Genomic DNA, 19138 nt, shown 5'->3' on the forward strand with positions numbered 1-19138 from the left:
CAGGTCAAGATCAAGCTTCGGCGTTCGTAGCGTTCGGCGATCAGCTCGAACAGCACCGAGGTTTCGGCCTGGTCCTTGCGGACGTAGCCGAGGTCGTCGAGGATCAGGCAATCGAAGCGGTCGAGCCGGGCCAGCAGGTTTGGCAGGGCGAGGTCGCGCCGCGCCGCCTGAAGCTTTTGCACGAGATCGGTGGTCCGGGTGAACAGGACACGCCGGCCGCCTTCGATGAGGGCGGTGCCGATGGCGGCGGCGACATGGGTCTTGCCGACGCCGCTGGGGCCGAAGATCAGCAGGTTGGCGCCGCGCTCGATCCAACCGTCGCCCCGGCCGAGCGCCTCGACGTGGGGTTTGCGGATGGTGGGCACGGCGGCGAAGTCGAAGGTGGCCAGCGTCTTGCCGTCGGGCAGATCCGACTCGGCCATGTGGCGGGCGATGCGGCGTTCGGTGCGTTCGGCCAGCTCATGCTCGCACAGGGTGGCCAGGAAGCGCGCGGCCCCCCAGCCCTCTCGGTCGGCCCGTTCGGCGAAACCCGGCCACAGCCGGCCAATGGTCGGCAGGCGCAGGGCGGACAGCATCACGGGCAGTTTGGCGGCATCGATGTCGGTCATGCAGGCTCCGGATCGGGGGTGGCGGTGGCCGGCCGCAGCAGGCGGTCGTATCCGGCGAGATCGGGCGGCGCCACGGTGATCAGTGGCACCGCCGCCGGCTGGGGAGGCGCCACGGCCGTCCGGGCACCCTCGAGATCGGGCAGGCCGCCGCGGTCGAGCACGGCGTCGAGATGCTCGGCCAGGGCCGCCTCGCAGGCGCCGGTGGCCGCCAGATGAAGCAGACCGACGTAGACGCGGCACGCCTGCCGGTCGTCGAGCTGTTCGTCCAGCACCTCCCAGGCCCGGCGGAAGGCCGGTCGGGGAAAGAGTTCGTCGCGGAAAACGGAGCGGCGGAACGCCTGCGGCTTGCGCACCAGGGATGCGGCGAGGTGGCGGTAATCGACGACCCGGTCGCGCAGCTTGCCCTTGGGATGCTTGCGGGCGAGCGTCAGCACCTGGGTCGTGCCCAGCCAACAGAGCAGCCGGTCGTCGTAGAGATGCACCTTAAGCCGGCAGCCGACAAGCCGGGACGGCACGGTGTAGAGCACCTTGCGCACGGAGATGGTGCCGCTACGGGTCACGGTGACGGTGGTGGTGGAGAAATCGGTGGTGCGGTGGCGGGGCAGCGGCTTGAGTTCCGGCAACTCCACCTCCAGCGCCTTTCGGCGGCGGGCGTTCTTGCGGGCGACGGTGTCCTGCAGGAAGGCCTGGTAGGTGGGAATGTCCGGGAAATCGCGCGACCCACGCAGATCGAGGGCGTCGCGCAAGGCTGCTTTCAGATGTCCATGGGCGGCTTCAACGCTGCCGTTCTCATGAGCGACGCCGGCGTTGTTGCGGGTCGGGGTCATGCCGTAATGGCGGCAGAAGGCGGCGTACCCGGCGGCTTCGTCGTCCTCGGCCGTCAGGTTGCGGTAGGCGGCGGACAAGCGGTCGGTGCGATGGGTGTGAGGAACGCCGCCGAGTTGCCACAGCGCTTCCTGAAGCCCTTCGGTCAGGGCGGCGAGAGCTTCACCGCCCTGACCGAAGGGCTTCAGGAAGCGCTGTGGCAACTCGGCGGCGTTCCTCACACCCATCGCACCGACCGCTTGTCCGCCGCCTACCGCAACCTGACGGCCGAGGACGACGAAGCCGCCGGGTACGCCGCCTTCTGCCGCCATTACGGCATGACCCCGACCCGCAACAACGCCGGCGTCGCTCATGAGAACGGCAGCGTTGAAGCCGCCCATGGACATCTGAAAGCAGCCTTGCGCGACGCCCTCGATCTGCGTGGGTCGCGCGATTTCCCGGACATTCCCACCTACCAGGCCTTCCTGCAGGACACCGTCGCCCGCAAGAACGCCCGCCGCCGAAAGGCGCTGGAGGTGGAGTTGCCGGAACTCAAGCCGCTGCCCCGCCACCGCACCACCGATTTCTCCACCACCACCGTCACCGTGACCCGTAGCGGCACCATCTCCGTGCGCAAGGTGCTCTACACCGTGCCGTCCCGGCTTGTCGGCTGCCGGCTTAAGGTGCATCTCTACGACGACCGGCTGCTCTGTTGGCTGGGCACGACCCAGGTGCTGACGCTCGCCCGCAAGCATCCCAAGGGCAAGCTGCGCGACCGGGTCGTCGATTACCGCCACCTCGCCGCATCCCTGGTGCGCAAGCCGCAGGCGTTCCGCCGCTCCGTTTTCCGCGACGAACTCTTTCCCCGACCGGCCTTCCGCCGGGCCTGGGAGGTGCTGGACGAACAGCTCGACGACCGGCAGGCGTGCCGCGTCTACGTCGGTCTGCTTCATCTGGCGGCCACCGGCGCCTGCGAGGCGGCCCTGGCCGAGCATCTCGACGCCGTGCTCGACCGCGGCGGCCTGCCCGATCTCGAGGGTGCCCGGACGGCCGTGGCGCCTCCCCAGCCGGCGGCGGTGCCACTGATCACCGTGGCGCCGCCCGATCTCGCCGGATACGACCGCCTGCTGCGGCCGGCCACCGCCACCCCCGATCCGGAGCCTGCATGACCGACATCGATGCCGCCAAACTGCCCGTGATGCTGTCCGCCCTGCGCCTGCCGACCATTGGCCGGCTGTGGCCGGGTTTCGCCGAACGGGCCGACCGAGAGGGCTGGGGGGCCGCGCGCTTCCTGGCCACCCTGTGCGAGCATGAGCTGGCCGAACGCACCGAACGCCGCATCGCCCGCCACATGGCCGAGTCGGATCTGCCCGACGGCAAGACGCTGGCCACCTTCGACTTCGCCGCCGTGCCCACCATCCGCAAACCCCACGTCGAGGCGCTCGGCCGGGGCGACGGTTGGATCGAGCGCGGCGCCAACCTGCTGATCTTCGGCCCCAGCGGCGTCGGCAAGACCCATGTCGCCGCCGCCATCGGCACCGCCCTCATCGAAGGCGGCCGGCGTGTCCTGTTCACCCGGACCACCGATCTCGTGCAAAAGCTTCAGGCGGCGCGGCGCGACCTCGCCCTGCCAAACCTGCTGGCCCGGCTCGACCGCTTCGATTGCCTGATCCTCGACGACCTCGGCTACGTCCGCAAGGACCAGGCCGAAACCTCGGTGCTGTTCGAGCTGATCGCCGAACGCTACGAACGCCGAAGCTTGATCTTGACCTGCAATCAACCCTTCAGCGCCTGGGACGCGATTTTTCCCGATCCCGCCATGACCGTGGCCGCCATCGACCGCTTGGTGCACCACGCCACCATTCTGGAACTGAACACGGAAAGCTACCGCCGCCGCTCCGCCCTGGCCGCGGCCCAAGACCCGAGGGCCGGCGAAGGGTAATCGACGCGACAACCGCGTAATTGTCGCCGGACCGGCGCGGCGGCATGATGGCGGCCATGTATGAGCCGCCGACCATCGCCCAGCTGAAGATCACGATCCTGGACATCGACCCGCCGATCTGGCGGCGCCTGCTGGTGCCGCGCAAAACCACGCTGGCCGAGTTGCACCACATCATTCAGGCCGCCTTCGGCTGGCTCGACTACCATCTCCATCAGTTCGAGATCGGCGGCTTGCGCTTCGGCGACCCCGACATGCTCAACGCCGACGCCTTCGACGACGACAGCCGGGCATTGCCGGAGGAGGACGTTCGCCTGTTCGACTTCCTGTCCACCCCGCCGCCGTTCCTCTATCTCTACGACTTCGGCGACGATTGGCACCATCGGATCGAGATCGAAACCCTGCGTTTGCCCGAGGCCGATCGCAAGTACCCCGCCTGCATCGACGGCGCCCGCTCGCGACCGCCAGAGGACGTCGGCGGTGTCCATGGCTACGCTGAGTTCCTCGACGTCTTGCACGACCCAAACCACCCCGACCATGCCGACATGAAGCGATGGGCGGGCCGAGCATTCCATCCCGAAAAGTTCGACATCGCCAAAACCGATCGCGCTGTTCGCTCCGCTGTCCGCGCCGCAAAACGCCGAGCGGCACTGTCACGATACGACTGATCCCACCCTCCGACCGGACACCGTAATTGGCGTCAACAGGACGTCAAAATTGTCGTTGCACAGCGGATGGGGCTGCGAGCGGTCTACCAGCGTCCGAAGACGACGGTGCGGCACCCCGAGCACAAGATTTGGCCGTACTTGCTGCGCGACCTGACCATCGACCGACCCAACCAGGTCTGGTGCGCTGACATCACCTACCTTCCGATGCGCCGGGGCTTCCTGTCCCTGGTGGCGGTGATGGATTGGGCGACGCGCAAGGTCCTGAGCTGGCGGCTGTCGAACACCATGGACGTCGAGTTCTGCATCGAGGCGGTGGAGGAGGCGATGGCGCGGCACGGCCGACCGGACATCTTCAACACCGATCAGGGCAGCCAGTTCACCAGTCCGCGTTTCACCGGCCTCTTGACCGCGGCCGGCATCCGGGTATCGATGGACGGGCGCGGCCGGTGGATGGACAACGTCTTCATCGAGCGGCTGTGGCGATCGATGAAGTACGAGTGCGTCTACCTCCACGCCTTCGAGACCGGCAGCGAGGCGAGGGCCGGGATCGGCCGGTGGATCCATTACTACAACATGGACCGTCCGCACTCCGCGCTCGGCGGCAGAACCCCGGAGGAGGCCTACCAGGGCACACCGGACCCCATCAGATTGGCGGCATGACACGGACCTGAACCAAGCTTAGCAAAGCCGCAAATCTGTCCGGGAAACGGGGACCATCTCAGTGGACCATCTCAACCGAGGCAACGGTCGCATTCATGGCGGTTTGACGTGGGTTCGGGAGGCTCTTATCCCGCACCGGATTGACTGGGGGCAGCTGCACGGTGAACGCGGTTCCGGCACCGTCGCGGCTGTCAACCTCTATGCGCCCGGCGTGAGCCTCTATGATGCGTTTGACAAGATAGAGACCGAGTCCTGCTCCGGCGCGCCGCCCAACGTTGGGTGATCGGTAAAACTTTTCGAAGATGTGACCCAGATCGGCCGGCAGAATTGCTGCACCCGGATTGTGGACGCACAGTTGCACCGTGTCGCGCTCCACCGACAGGGTCACGGTGACCTCACAGGGATGGGAATATTTGACGGCGTTGTCGATCAGGTTCGACAGAGCCACCGACAAAAGTGATGGATCAGCCATGACCGTCGCCGGCTCGCTCGGCAGATGGACGGCAAAGGTGGCATGACGGTGCAGCAAAGCCAAATCGGCGCACAGCGACCGTGTCAGGTCCGCCGTGTCCAACGGCTGCAGGGCCGGCGTGAGGCTCGCCGCTTCCAGCCAATCCTCGGCGAGGCAGTCCTCGACCAGCTTGCGCATGCGCTGCGCTGCGCGTCGGATGCGCGCCAGCTTATCGAGGCTTCGTCCCGCCAACTCGCCGCCCGCTCCGGTCAGATCATCCACCGCGACGTGGATGACGGCCAGCGGGTTGCGGAACTCGTGCGACACCATGGCCAGGAAGTTTCGCTGCTCCGCCATGGCGTTGCGTTGGATCTCCAAGGCCGTCTCGGCCTTCTGGCGCGCGGCGTCCAGACTCTGTTCCAGGTCCTTGTGAACGGAGATGTCGTTGAGGTTGACGATCAGCGCTTCGCGCCGTGCGAATCCCACCGCGGCGGCGGACACGCGCAGCCACAGCCGCCGTCCGTCGGGCAGGCGGGCCAACGTTTCAGCCTCCCATGGTTCGCCCGGCGGACGGCTCCGGGCCTGAAGCATGGTTTCGGGCTCTCCCACCGTGCCCAGGTCGATCAGATCGGGCAGCCGGGCGCCGATGGCGGTCCCTTGGATGGGGCCGAGCAGGTCCGCGGCCCGCTGGTTCAGGAAGGCGACCGTCAGGCTGTCCGGAAACACCACGAGGATCGGCAGCGGCGAGGAACTGACCAGATCGCTCAATTGCCGCTCGCTCTCCGTCAGCAGCCGGGCAACGCGTTCGCGTTCCCGCACCTCGCCGGCCAAGGCTTCGGCGCGCCGGGCCTCCTGCGAGGCCAGCCGCTCGGCAACCATCAGCACCATTCCGGCGCAGCCGATGAAGACGAAGGGGATGTTCCAGACGAACAGAACCAGCGCCATGGTGCCACCGCCACCCCCATTGTTCGGCACCATGTTGATCGAACTGCCCAGAGCCATGGCGATGCGAAACGTCAGCATCACCGCGTTGACGGCGAACAGGCCGATCACCAACCGCCGGCCGATCACGCTGCCATCGGACCGTCCGACCAGAGCGGCGATGGTGGCGACCGAAAAGGCGAGCAGCCCAGTGCTGACCAGAGCGACGCGTGCGTTGCCGTCGTCGAGCAGCCAGAGCAGCGGCGTCCCCACCAGAAGGGCTGCGACATACGGAACGGCCGGAAGGGGCGGCAGGCCGACGAACTGCCGCATTCCCATGTAGGTGAAGCCCTGGCCCAGCAGGAGAATGCCGTTGGCGACGGCGATGCTCAGCCACTCCGGCACCGGGGCGGGAAGCATCCGCAGCAGGAAAAAGACCCCCACCAGGATGTTGCCCCACGCCCAGCCCCGCGGACCGGGCACCGAGGTGTTGAGCTTGTAGAGAAGCGTGGCCACCAGAGCCGAGAGGAAAATCATCACTCCGGTCATGGCGAAAAGAGTGTTGCCGTCCAGATGCATGGGCCCGCCCTCTATACCGTCTGCTGTGCCGGCCGCCATGCCGTATCGAAATTGTGCCACATCGGGATTGCGTCGCGTCGGTACGTTCCATGTTGCCGGGTGCGGCACCATCGAGCGGTTGTTGACCCGAGTCTCGCTTTAATTCCTATTGCCCCTTTCGCGAGCAATGCCGTAGAGACAGTATCGTCTTTCCTCCGCACTTTCTTCCACAAGGTGCTCGTCACGTAAAGGACGGTTATGAAGCCCGATGACGTTTCGGTTTTCCTCGTGGAAGACGACGAAGATTTCCGAGACGCCCTTGCCGATTGTCTCGATGGGGCCGGCTTTCATGTCCGTGCTTTTGCGGATGCGCTCAGTTTCTACAAAGGTTCTTTATCGGTACGACCGGACGTTGCGGTGATCGACGTCAACCTTCCGGATGAAAGCGGATTGGAGGTGCTTGGACACGTCACCACCCTGGGGATCGGGGCCATCCTGCTGACCGCTCGCGGCACCACCAGCGACCGGGTGGCGGGGTACGAGGCTGGGGCTGACATCTATTTCGTCAAGCCCGTGGACACGCACGAGCTGATCGCGGCGATCCGCGGTCTTGCCGTCAAGGGCCGTCGCCGCATGGAAGCCGCCGGGAAGAGCGTGGAAGCCCCGGCGTCCGAGGGTGCCGCACCGGTCTGGCTGCTGAAGCAGCGCTCGCACCTGCTGGTCGGTCCGGACCTGCAGGTCGTGCGTCTCGCCGATCAGCAAACCAGACTCCTGGCCGCGCTCGCCCTGCACGCGCCCAACGCCGCGCCGCGGGACGACCTGCTGGCCGCGCTCGGGCACAATCCGGAATTCAGCGACCGCCAGATCCTGGACTCCGCGATCCGCCGCCTGCGCCGTACCGTCGAGGTTTCCGCCGGCATTCCCCTCGCCGTGACCACCATCCCGCGGGTGGGTTACGCGTTGCGCGACGGCATCGTCCTCGACCCGAATTGAGCGCTCCCCTCCCTCCGGCGGTGGACCAGATCATGCCGGCGAACCATACGGCCGATTTGAAGACCGGTATCCCCGTCCCACCCACGAACAAACGATGGGCGGACAAACGATGGGCGCTGTCCCTGGTCCGCCGTCACCGACGCGCCATCGTCCAGGCGCCCGGCCACGCCGCCGGTTACATGAATCTGGGTGAGGGGCTGCGCACGCTCGGCCAGGATGGCGCGGCGGCGGTGGTCAACGCCCGGGCTCTGACGCTGCGCCCGGATTATACCCAGGCGCTCTGCGCGCGGTCGGTCCTGTTCGCTGGGCAGGGTTGTCCGCGGGCGGCGCTGCGTCTGGCCTTGCGGGCGCTGGCGGTGGACCCGGCTTTTCCCACCGGCTGGGACTGGCTCGCCCGGCTGGCCGGCGCCGAATCGCTCGACGAGGTCCGGCTGAGGGCGATGCTCCGCTCCGTCCGGCTGACCCCGACCCGCACGGAGGCGCTGGTCGCCTTCGGCACGGCCCTGACAGACGGGGACCGGGTGCGGGGCGATGCCCGGGCGCGGGAAGAGGGAGTCGGCATTCTGCAGCGGACCCTGGCGCTCGATCCGGCGTCCCCGGAGGCGATCGGGGCGCTGGCCGGCGCCGCCTTCCGCCTCAGCCGTTTTTCGGAGGTGCTGCGTCTGATCCGCCAGCTGCACCGGATCGATCCGCAGAACGCCAACGCTTACGCCATGCGCAGCGTGGTCGCCACCATGCTGGGCGACTTCGACGCGGCGGTCGCCCATGGCCGTTGCGCCGTGCTTCTGGCGCCGGGGGAGGCCACCCCCTGGATCAATCTGGCGCTTGGCCTGCACGCGCTGCAGCATCCGGAGATTGCCGCCCATTACAATCGGCGTGCCGCGCGGCTGGACCCGGGTGGAGCGGTGGGCCGCTTCAATCTGTCGCTGAACCTGCTGGCGATGGGTGATCTGGCGCGTGGCTGGCGGCTCTACGAGGCGCGCTGGCGCATGGGCGGCGCCAGGACGCCGGATCACGCTCCACTCTGGGACGGCACCGACCCGGCGGGCCGACGTATCCTGCTGACCGCGGAGCAGGGACAGGGGGACACGCTGCACTTCATCCGCTACGCCCCGCTGCTGGCCGCGCGCGGCGCGCGGGTGGAGGCGCAGGTGCAGCCGTCGCTGGTCCGGCTGGTCTCCCTGATGCCCGGCGTGTCCGCGGTCCACCGGTCAGACGAACCGCCGCCGCCCTGCGATGCCGTGGTCGCGCTGCTGAGCCTGCCGCGCCTGTTCGGGACGACGCTGGACACCATCCCGGCCGCCGTTCCCTATCTGCGCACGGCGCCGGCCGACGAGGCGCGCTGGCGGGAGCGCCTGACGGGAGAACACCGGGTCGGAGAGCGCCGACTGAAGGTCGGGCTGGTCTGGGCCGGGGACTCGCATGCCGCGCACCTCGGCGCCAACGCGGTGGACGGGCGGCGCAGCTTGCCTCTGGCGGCGCTCGCTCCGCTGGCCTCCGTACCGGGAATCGCCTGGATCAGCCTCCAGAAGGGCGCTCCGGCGGCCCAGGCCGGGACGCCGCCGCCCGGCATGGACCTGACCGACTGGATGGACGACGTCACGGACTTCGCCGACACCGCCGCCCTGATCACGCAGCTCGATCTCGTCATCTCGGTCGACACGTCGGTGTGCCATCTCGCCGGCGGTCTGGGCAAGCCGGTCTGGGTGCTGTCGCGCTTCGACGCCTGCTGGCGCTGGCTGATCGGCCGAGACGACACGCCCTGGTACCCAACCATGCGCCTGTTCCGGCAGGAACGCCCCGGCGATTGGGATCCGGTCATCGCCCGGCTCGCCGCCCGCCTCCGCATCGTGGCGGACCACCGGATTCCCGCCGCGCCACCCTATTAAGGGCATGAGCCTGCGGGGCCGCCGTCACGGCCCCTTCCGTCGAGCCGGTCAGAAACCGGTCAGATCCACGTCACCTTTTGTCCATGTGATTAGTGCGGCTTCTTCACTATCGTCCAAAACCGCCACTTTTGGTGTGCGCCACGCAGCCGAAAGTCGTGAATTTGGCATAATTCTCTACAAATATCAGAGAATAAGCGAAATGAAGCCGTATTTTTTAAAGCATCTGCCTAGTAATCCGTCCAGTTTTACTTTGAAGCCTGCGCTCTTGTTACGCAGGAGCCCGGCGGCATAAGCGGAACGAACCCGTTCCCAGCGCCCGAGAACTCCAGACTTTGAACACTGACCGTGGCCTCCGCCGCTCGGAGAGCCCTCGCACATCCTGACCGTCCTAACCGAGGGGAAACACGACCATGGCCGATCCGAACTTCACGCTGCTTGGCACCGCTCTGTTCGGCATCGGAAAAGTTGGCCCCTCCGGCGTGGCGGGACAGGCCACCCCGGTGTTCGTTGACATCGACGGCGACGGCGATCTCGATGCCCTGATCGGCGACGTAAACGGCGGCATCACGCTTTACCGGAACGTCGGGACGAGCGGCTGGCCTTCCTTCACCTGGGCCGGCACGAACCCCTTCGGCCTAAGCAATGTCGGCGGCTGGTCGTCGCCGACCTTCGCCGACCTCGACGGCGACGGCGACCTCGATCTGCTGATCGGCAGCGATTCCGCGAACAGCACCAACGGCTCGCCGCTGACCGGGCGCGGCTACCTGTTCTATTTCAGGAACGTGGGCACGGCGACCACCCCCAGCTACGTGCTGGCCGGCACCAATCCCTTCGGCCTCAGCAGCACCGGATTCTACGCGAAGCCGACCTTCGCCGACATCGATGGTGACGGCGATCTCGACGCCATCATCGGCAGCGGCAGCGGCGACCTGTACGTCTACCGCAACGTCGGCACCCGGACGGAGCCCAGCTTCTCGCTGGTCGGCGTCAACGCCTTCGGCCTCGGAAAGGTTGGCAGCGAGAGCATCAACATGTCCTCGCCGACCTTCGCGGACATCGACGGCGACGGCGATCTCGACGCCATCATCGGCACCAACGCCGGCGACACGGTCGTCTACCGCAACATCGGCAGCCGGACGAACCCGAACTTTTCGCTGGTCGGCACCAACCCCTTCGGCCTCGCCGACAGCGGCAGCTACGCCCGGCCGGTCTTCGTCGACCTCGACGGCGACGGCGACCTCGACGCGATCGTCGGCGAGCAGGGGGGGAGGATCGTCGCCTACTGGAACGGCCCGGCCCCCGTCGCTCCGCCGACCGGGCTGACGCTGGGCTGGGATACGGACAGCGGCGTGCGGGGCGACCGCATCACCAACAACACCCGACCGGCCATCACCGGCACGGCGGTCGCCGGCTCGACCGTGGTGCTGTATGACGGGTCCTCCGCCATCGGGACCGCGACGGCGGGTAGTGGTGGGCAGTGGACGATCACCCCGACGGGCACGTTGGGCGCCGGCGCCCACACGCTGACCGCCAAGACCAGCCAGAACGGCGGCACCTCCTCCGCCTCCGGCGCGCTGGTCGTGACCATCGACCTGTCCGCTCCGACGCTGGTGTCGGCGGCGGTGAACGGGACCACGCTGACGCTCACCTACTCGGAGGCGATGTTCAGCGTCGCCTTGGACAAGTCTGCCTTCACGGTGAAGGTGAACGGCGTCGTGGTCGAGATCAGCAACATTTACGTCTACGGTTCGACGGTCAACGTGACCCTCGCCAAGGAAGTCGCCCGCTACAAGACGGTGACGGTGGACTACACCCCGCCCTCGTCGAACCCGGTCCAGGACGCCGTCGGCAACAGCGCCGGCGCGCTGACCGGACGGGCGGTGGTCAACAACACGCCGGGCGATCCGAACTTTCTGCCGCCCTCCACCAACCCGCTGGGGCTGGGCGACAGCGGCAGCAACGCCCGGCCGGCGGTCGCCGACCTGGACGGCGACGGCGACCTCGACGTGCTGGTGGGCACCGCCGCCGGCGATACGCTCTATTACCGCAACATCGGCACCCGGACGAACCCGACCTTCACGCTGGCCGGCACCAACCCCTTCGGCCTGGGCCGCGTCGGCACGAACGCCTCGACCAGCTTCGCGGACATCGATGGCGACGGCGATCTCGACGCGCTCATCGGCAACCAGAACGGCGGCATCGTCGTCTACCGCAACGTCGGCACCCGGACGGCGCCCAGCTTCACGCTGGCCGGAACCAATCCCTTCGGCCTCGGCGGGGTCGGCAGCGCCGCAGCACCCGCCTTCGCGGACATCGACGGCGATGGCGACCTCGACGTCCTGATCGGCAACGGCGCCGGCAACCTGGTTCTCTATTGGAACGCCGGCACTTCGGCGGTGCCCAGCTTCACGCTGGGAGGCACCAATCCCTTGGGGCTGGGCAGCATGACCGGCGGCGCCATGCCGACCTTCGTGGATGTCGACGGCGACGGCGACCTCGACCTGCTGGTCGGCAACGCGAACGGCGACACGGTCGTCTACCGCAACGTCGGCTACAGCTATTACCCCAGCTTCACGCTGGTCGGCACCAACCCCTTCGGCCTTGAGAACGCGGGGAGCAAGGCGACGCCGGCCTTCGCGGACATCGACGGCGACGGCGATCTCGACGCGCTCATCGGCAACGCGGACGGCAACCTGATCCTGTCGCGGCAGGTGCCGCCGCCCGACGCGCCGGAAGGGCTCGCGCTCGACCCCGCGTCGGATCTCGGCGTGGCCGGCGACCGGCTCACCGGCGACGCGACCCCGACGATCACCGGCACGGCGCTGGCCGGGCTGACGGTGGTGCTGTACGACGGGGCGACGGCGCTGGGGACCACCACCGCCGGCAGCGACGGGCTATGGACCATCACGCCGGCCACTGCGCTGGCCGACGGCGCGCGGACCCTGACTGCGAAGACGAAGAACAGCGACGGCACCTCCGCCCCGTCCAAGACGCTGGTCGTCACCATCGATGCCACGGCGCCGGTCCTGTCCACGGCGGTGGTGAACGGCGCCACGCTGACGCTGACCTATTCCGAGGCGCTGGATGTGTCGTCCAAGCCCGCCGCGTCGGCCTTCACGGTGAAGGCGGGCGGGGCGACGGTGGGCGTGACGAACGTCGCCATCACCGGCTCGGTCGTCACCCTGACCCTGGAATACGCCGTCCTGCGCACCGACACGGTGACGGTGGACTACACCCCGCCGCAGGCAGCGCCGACGCGCGACGTCGCCGGCAACGGCACCGCCACGTTGACCACCCAGCCGGTGAGCAACCAGACCGACATCAACTTCAACCTGCTGGGCACCAACCCCCACGGCATCGTCGGGATCAACTCGTCCGCCACGCCGGTCCTGGTGGATCTCGACGGCGATGGCGACCTGGACATCGTGACCGGCGCCTACTTCGGCGAACTGACCTTCTACCGCAACGTGGGCACGGCGACCGCGCCGAGCTTCACGAAGGTCGGCACCGGCCCCTTCGGGCTGGGGAGCGTCAGCAACTACTCCAACCCGACCTTCGCGGACCTCGACGGCGATGGCGACCTCGACGCCCTGATCGGTGTCGGCAACGGCAGCCTTGTCTATTACCGGAACGTCGGAACGAGCACGGCTCCCAGTTTCGCGCTGGTCGGCACCAACCCCTTCGGCCTCGCCTACGGCAGCAACTACGCTGCGCCGGCCTTCGCCGATCTCGACGGCGACGGCGATCTCGACCTTCTGGTCGGTAACAGCGGCGGCTTGGTCTATTACCGGAACGTCGGGACGAGCACGGCCCCCAGCTTCACGCTGGCCGGCACCAACCCCTTCGGTCTCAGCCACGTCGGCAGCAATGCGGCACCGGTCTTCGTGGATCTCGATAGCGACGGCGACCTTGACCTGCTGATCGGCAACGGCAGCGGCCAGACGGTCGCCTACCGGAACGTCGGGACGAGCGCGGCTCCCAGCTTCACGCTGGTCGGCACCAATCCCTTCGGCCTCGGAAGCGTTGGATACAACGCCCGGCCGACCATGGCGGACTTCGACGGCGACGGCAAACTCGACGTGATGCTGGGCAACAGCGCCGGCAGCATGGTCGTCTACCTGCAAGGTCCGCCGCCGCCGAGCGCTCCGTCGGGGCTCGCGCTGGCCGCCGATTCCGACAGCGGCGTGGCCGGCGACCGCCTCACCAACAACACGACCCCGACCATCACCGGCTCGGCGGCGTCCGGAGCGACGGTGGTGCTGTACCGGGGCGCCACCGCGATCGGCACCGCGACCGCAACCGGCGGGCTCTGGACCATCACGCCGACCGGCAGCACCCTCGCCCAGGGCAGCCACACCCTGACCGCGACGGCCACCCGCGAGGGAAGCACCTCCCAGGCATCCACCGCTTTCACCCTGACCATCGACACGACGGCGCCGAACGCTCCGGCGGTGACCTCGGCGGCGCTGACCAACAGCACGACGCCGACCCTCACCGGCACGGCGGAGGCGAACAGCACGGTCACCGTCACGGTGGGTGGGGCGACCTACACAACCACGGCCGCGTCGGGAACCGGGGCCTGGAGCGTCAACCTGTCCTCGGCCACCCCGGCCTCGGGCACCCTGAGCCTGAACGCCAACGGCACCAACCCCGTGTCCGTCACGGCGACCGACGCCGCGGGCAACGTCTCGTCGGCGGGGACGCAGACGCTGACCATCGACACGACAGCGCCGAACGCTCCGGCGGTGACCAGCGCGGCCCTGACCAAAGCGGTGAAGCCGACCCTCAGCGGCACGGCGGAGGCGAACAGCACCGTCACCGTCACGGTGGGTGGGGCGACCTACACCACGACGGCGGCCGCCGGCACGGGTGCCTGGAGCGTTAACCTGTCCAGCGCTACCCCGGCGTCCGGCACGCTGAGCCTGAACGCCAACGGCACCAACGCGGTTTCTGTCACGGCGCGGGACGCCGCCGGCAACGTGTCCTCGGCGGGGACGCAGACGCTGACCATCGACACCACGGCACCGGACGCCCCGGCGGTGACCTCGGCGGCGCTGACCAACAGCACGACCCCGGCCATTTCCGGCACCGCCGAGGCGAACAGCACGGTGACGGTCACCGTGGGCGGTGCGACCTACACCACGACGGCTGCCGCCAGCACCGGCGTCTGGAGCGTCAACCTGTCCAGCGCCACCCCGGCGTCCGGCACGCTGAGCCTGAACGCCAACGGCACCAACGCGGTTTCTGTCACGGCGCGGGACGCCGCCGGCAACGTGTCCTCGGCGGGGACGCAGACGCTGACCATCGACACCACGGCACCGGACGCCCCGGCGGTGACCTCGGCGGCGCTGACCAACAGCACGACCCCGGCCATTTCCGGCACCGCCGAGGCGAACAGCACAGTGACGGTCACCGTGGGCGGTGCGACCTACACCACGACGGCTGCCGCCGGCACCGGCGCTTGGAGCGTGAACCTGTCCTCGGCCACCCCGGCGTCCGGCACGCTGAGCCTGAACGCCAACGGCACCAACGCGGTTTCTGTCACGGCGCGGGACGCCGCCGGCAACGTGTCCTCGGCGGGGACGCAGACGCTGACCATCGACACCACCGCGCCGAACGCGCCCTCGGTGACCTCGGCGGCCCTGAGCAACAACGCCACACCGGTGATCGGCGGCACGGCGGAGGCGAACAGCACGGTCACCGTCATGGTGGGCGGCGCCACCTACACCACGGCCGCGTTGGGAACCGGCGCCTGGAGCGTGGACCTGTCCACGGCCACTCCGGCCTCGGGCACGCTGGGCCTCAACGCCAACGGTGCCAACCCCGTCTCGGTCACGGCGCGCGATGCCGCCGGCAACGTGTCGTCGGCGGGGACGCAGACGCTGACTGTCGATACCACCGCACCCACCGCGCCGTCGGTGACCTCGGCGCCGCTGACCAACAGCACGACGCCGACCCTGACCGGCACGGCGGAAGCCGGCAGCATCGTCACCGTCACCGTCGGTGGGGCGACCTACACCGCCATGGCGACCGGCGGAAACTGGTCCATCGACCTTGCCACCGCGACGCCGGTAACCGGTTCGTTGAACCTCAACGCCAATGGCACGAACGCCGTCTCGGCCACCGCCACCGACGCGGCGGGCAACACGTCATCCGCGGGCACCCAATCGTTGACCATCGACACCACGCTGCCCAACGCTCCGGCGGTGACCAGCGCCGCGCTGAGCAACAGCACAACTCCTACCCTCGCCGGCACGGCGGAGGTCGGCAGCACCGTCACCGTCACGGTGGGTGGCGCCACCTACACCACCACCGCGACCGGCGGGAACTGGTCCATCAACCTCGCCACGGCGACGCCGACCACCGGCTCGCTGAGCCTCAACGCCAACGGCGCCAACCCGATCTCTGCGACGGCGACCGACACGGCGGGCAACGTCTCGGCGCCGGGCACCCAGTCGCTGACCATCGACACGACCGCGCCGGACGCTCCGACCGTCACCACGGCGCTGAGCAACAGCACGACGCCGACCCTTACCGGCTCGGCGGAGGCCGGCAGCACCGTCACCGTCACGGTGGGCGGCGCTACCTACACCACGACGGCGACGGGTGGGCGTTGGTCCATCGACCTCGCCACGGCGACGCCGACCACCGGCTCGCTCAGCCTCAACCCGAACGGTGCCAACCACATCTCGGCCACCGCCACCGATGCTGCGGGCAACGTCTCCACGCCGGGCACGCAGTCGCTGACCATCGACACCACGGCGCCCAATGCTCCGGCGGTGACAAGTGCGGCGCTGAGCAACAGCACGACGCCAACCCTGGCCGGCACGGCCGAGGCCGGCAGCACCGTCACCGTCACGGTGGGCGGTGCCACCTACACCACCACGGCAACCGGCGGAAACTGGTCCATCGACCTCGCCACCGCGACGCCGGTAACCGGTTCGTTGAACCTCAACGCCAATGGCGCCAACCCGGTCTCGGCCACCGCCACCGACGCGGCGGGCAACACCTCCTCGGCCGGCACGCAGTCGCTGACCATCGACACCACGCTGCCCGATGCGCCGACCGTCGCCACGGCGCTGACCAACAGCACCACGCCGACCCTCACCGGCACGGCCGAAGCCGGCAGCACCGTCACCGTCACGGTCGGCGGCGCCACCTACACCACCACGGCAACCGGCGGGAACTGGTCCGTCGACCTCGCCACGGCCACACCGACCGCCGGTTCGCTCAGCCTCAACCCGAACGGCACCAACCCCGTCTCGGCCACGGCGACCGATGCCTCGGGCAACGTCTCGGCGCCGGCCATCCAATCGCTGGTCATCGACACCACGCTGCCCGATGCGCCGACCGTCACCACGGCGCTGAGCAACAGCACGACCCCGACCCTCACCGGTTCGGCCGAGGCCGGCAGCACCGTCACCGTCACCGTCGGCGGCGCCACCTACACGACCACCGCCACGAACGGCGGCGCCTGGAGCCTCGACCTCGCCACGGCCACACCGGTCACCGGCACGCTGAGCCTCAACCCGAACGGCGCCAACCCCGTCTCGGCCACCGCCACCGACGCGGCGGGCAACGTCTCAGCCCCCGGCACGCAGTCGCTGACCGTCGACACCACCGCCCCGACCGCGACCGTGCTGTTCGAGGACGACAGCATCGACGCCATCGAGCAGTCCAGCGCCGCCTTCACCATCAGCGGCGGCGAGGCCGGGACCAGCTTCACCTGGACGATCACCTCGGCCGGCGGCGGCCAGGTCACCGGCTCCGGCGTGATGAGCGGTCCGACCATGCGGGTGACCGGGCTGGACCTCTCCGGCCTGGGCGACGGCACGCTCACCCTGACCCTCGGCCTGACCGACCCGGCGGGCAACGCCTCGCCGCCCTTCACCGCGGCGACGCAGAAGCTCACCGCCACCGCGGAGAAGCCCGCCCCGGTCGCCCCGCCGCCGACGGCCACCGTGGACGGCGCCACCGTCAATGGCGCGATCACCACCGGCAGCGACGGCAAGCGCGTCACCACCGTGACCATCGCGGCCAGCAACGGGGAGCGGGTCGAGGACACCAGCACCGCCAACGCCGATCTCGCCGACGTGCCAGTGGTGCGCGAGCAGGTGGTCGACCGGCAGACCGGTGCGGTGTCCACCGTCACCACCCTGACGGTCAGCGTCTCCAACGGGGTGGCCGTCACCACCAGCGGCAGCGCCGAGCGGCAGACCGCCGCGGAGGCGCAGACCGGGCTGACCGGCCTGATCGCCGCCATCGAGGCGCGCACCGACGCCGGCACCGCCTCGCGCGGCAACCTGACCGGCGGCGGTTCGGGCTTCCTCTCGGTGCTCTCCGCCCAGGCCCAGCTCCTGGTGCGCGCCATCGACTTCAGCACGCCGGGTGCGACCGCCGGCCAGGCGGTGCAGACCAAGGTGACCGGCAACACGCTGGGCGGCACCGGCACCGCCAGCACGGCGCCGACCGCGGTGGTGCTCAACACCTCGGCGGCGGCGGGTCCGGTGACCATCCAGCTCGACAACGTCGAATTCGCGGCGGTGGTCGGCAACGCCACGCTGGTCGGCGGCGACGGCGAGCAGATCGTCTACGGCGACGACCACCAGCAGTACATGTATCTGGGGGCCGGCGACGACATCCTGCACGGCGGCGGCGGCAACGACACGATCGCCAGCGCCGGCGGCAACGACACGCTGTACGGCGACGACGGCGACGACGTGGTGATGGGCGGCGAGGGCGACGACTGGCTGTTCGGCGGCGAGGGCAACGACCTGGTCGGCGGCGGCGTCGGCAACGACGCGCTGTTCGGCGGGACGGGCCGCGACATCCTGTTCGGCGAGGACGGCGACGACACGCTGACCGGCGAGGAGGGCGACGACACGCTGTCCGGCGGGGCTGGCAACGACCTGCTGTTCGGCGGGGTGGGCAACGACTTCCTGATCGGCGACGCGGGCGACGACACGATCAGCGGCGGCGCGGGCAACGACGTGGCGCTGGGCGGGGCGGGGCGGGACCTGATCGGTCTCGGCGCGGGCGACGACCTGGCCAGCGGCGACGGCGGCGATGACACGCTGTTCGGCGAGGACGGCAACGACACGCTGTTCGGCGGGGCGGGCAACGACCTGCTGAACGGTGGGGCTGGCAACGACGTGCTGTTCGCCGACGGCGGTGCGGACACGCTGTGGGGCGGCGCCGGGGCGGACGTCTTCGCCTTCGGTCGGGCATCGGGCGGATCGGTGGTGATGGACTTCCAGGCGGGTGTGGACCGTCTGGCGCTCTACGACGCCGGCATGGACCTCGGCGCGGTGATCCGCTCGGCGCGGGTGGAGGGCGGCAACACCACCCTCGACGTCGGCGGAGGCAACCGCATCACCATCCTCGGCCAGACCGGCAACGTCGCCGGCTGGTTCGGCTGAGGACGCATACACGCGAGACGAAACGGCGGGTGCCGGGGCCTTCGGCCTCCGGCACCCGCCGTTTTGCGTCGGCTTCCCCGAACGGAGGGGGCGGGCTAATCCGCAGGGGTCTTTGCCGCCGCAGGGTTATCGGTTGGATGATGGTTTACCCGATCGAACGAATCCCCGGAGCCATTCAGCCATGCCGACATCGCCGCACGGATTGCCCGACCGCGGGCTGAAGCCGTT

Annotated in this window: 8 protein-coding genes and 2 pseudogenes; 7 read left to right on the forward strand and 3 right to left on the reverse strand. The window is 69.1% G+C overall.

Annotation, left to right across the window (positions count from 1 at the left end; translation table 11 throughout):
- Positions 1 to 2 precede the first annotated feature (2 nt).
- Together istB (H1Q64_RS33695) and H1Q64_RS33700 are read right to left on the reverse strand one after the other, a co-directional pair.
- Positions 3 to 608, reverse strand: a pseudogene (gene istB, locus H1Q64_RS33695) (IS21-like element helper ATPase IstB); the annotation flags it as partial.
- On the reverse strand, positions 605 to 1636 hold the full coding sequence (locus H1Q64_RS33700) for a Mu transposase domain-containing protein (RefSeq protein ID WP_237908341.1): 1032 nt from the start codon (positions 1634 to 1636) through the stop codon (positions 605 to 607). The pseudogene istB (H1Q64_RS33695) and the gene H1Q64_RS33700, both read right to left, overlap by 4 nt.
- Here H1Q64_RS33700 and H1Q64_RS33705 point away from each other — a divergent pair.
- From H1Q64_RS33705 to H1Q64_RS33720, 4 genes and pseudogenes are all read left to right on the forward strand, one after another.
- Complete coding sequence (locus tag H1Q64_RS33705; RefSeq protein ID WP_237908342.1) at positions 1550 to 2581, forward strand: Mu transposase domain-containing protein; 1032 nt, start codon at positions 1550 to 1552, stop codon at positions 2579 to 2581. The two genes, H1Q64_RS33700 and H1Q64_RS33705, sit on opposite strands and share 87 nt — an antisense overlap.
- Entirely contained in the window at positions 2578 to 3354 is a 777-nt protein-coding gene (gene istB / locus H1Q64_RS33710; RefSeq protein WP_237906836.1) for an IS21-like element helper ATPase IstB, read from the forward strand. Before H1Q64_RS33705 ends, istB (H1Q64_RS33710) begins: the two co-directional genes overlap by 4 nt.
- A gap of 44 nt (positions 3355 to 3398) precedes the next feature.
- The gene (locus tag H1Q64_RS33715; RefSeq protein ID WP_237906837.1) at positions 3399 to 4019 is read left to right on the forward strand and encodes a plasmid pRiA4b ORF-3 family protein; all 621 of its coding nucleotides are present in this window, start codon (positions 3399 to 3401) and stop codon (positions 4017 to 4019) included.
- 60 nt (positions 4020 to 4079) lie between these two features.
- Positions 4080 to 4679 (forward strand): annotated as a pseudogene (locus H1Q64_RS33720) (IS3 family transposase); the annotation flags it as partial.
- A gap of 58 nt (positions 4680 to 4737) precedes the next feature.
- Here H1Q64_RS33720 and H1Q64_RS33725 read toward each other — a convergent pair.
- On the reverse strand, positions 4738 to 6630 hold the full coding sequence (locus H1Q64_RS33725; RefSeq protein ID WP_237908343.1) for a sensor histidine kinase: 1893 nt from the start codon (positions 6628 to 6630) through the stop codon (positions 4738 to 4740).
- A 237-nt stretch (positions 6631 to 6867) separates the two neighbouring features.
- Between H1Q64_RS33725 and H1Q64_RS33730 the strand changes: the two genes are divergently transcribed.
- The 3 genes from H1Q64_RS33730 to H1Q64_RS33740 all read left to right on the forward strand — a co-directional run bounded on the left by H1Q64_RS33730 (position 6868) and on the right by H1Q64_RS33740 (position 18910).
- Positions 6868 to 7602, forward strand: a complete 735-nt coding sequence (locus tag H1Q64_RS33730) for a response regulator transcription factor (RefSeq protein WP_237908046.1) — start codon at positions 6868 to 6870, stop codon at positions 7600 to 7602.
- Between the two features lie 32 nt (positions 7603 to 7634).
- Positions 7635 to 9491 (forward strand): tetratricopeptide repeat protein, encoded by a 1857-nt coding sequence (locus H1Q64_RS33735; RefSeq protein ID WP_237908344.1) that lies wholly within the window; start codon positions 7635 to 7637, stop codon positions 9489 to 9491.
- 410 nt (positions 9492 to 9901) lie between these two features.
- Entirely contained in the window at positions 9902 to 18910 is a 9009-nt protein-coding gene (locus H1Q64_RS33740; protein ID WP_237908340.1) for an Ig-like domain-containing protein, read from the forward strand.
- Positions 18911 to 19138 lie beyond the last annotated feature (228 nt).

The organism is Azospirillum brasilense (assembly GCF_022023855.1).
Lineage (GTDB): Bacteria > Pseudomonadota > Alphaproteobacteria > Azospirillales > Azospirillaceae > Azospirillum > Azospirillum brasilense_F.

Bases quoted from the DNA above. Each gene is read 5' to 3' on its own strand.
- H1Q64_RS33740 (WP_237908340.1), top strand. From the start codon at position 9,902: ATGGCCGATCCGAACTTCACGCTGCTTGGCACCGCTCTGTTCGGCATC.
- H1Q64_RS33730 (WP_237908046.1), top strand. From the start codon at position 6,868: ATGAAGCCCGATGACGTTTCGGTTTTCCTCGTGGAAGACGACGAAGAT.
- istB (WP_237906836.1), top strand. From the start codon at position 2,578: ATGACCGACATCGATGCCGCCAAACTGCCCGTGATGCTGTCCGCCCTG.
- H1Q64_RS33715 (WP_237906837.1), top strand. From the start codon at position 3,399: ATGATGGCGGCCATGTATGAGCCGCCGACCATCGCCCAGCTGAAGATC.
- H1Q64_RS33725 (WP_237908343.1), bottom strand. From the start codon at position 6,630: ATGCATCTGGACGGCAACACTCTTTTCGCCATGACCGGAGTGATGATT.
- H1Q64_RS33735 (WP_237908344.1), top strand. From the start codon at position 7,635: ATGCCGGCGAACCATACGGCCGATTTGAAGACCGGTATCCCCGTCCCA.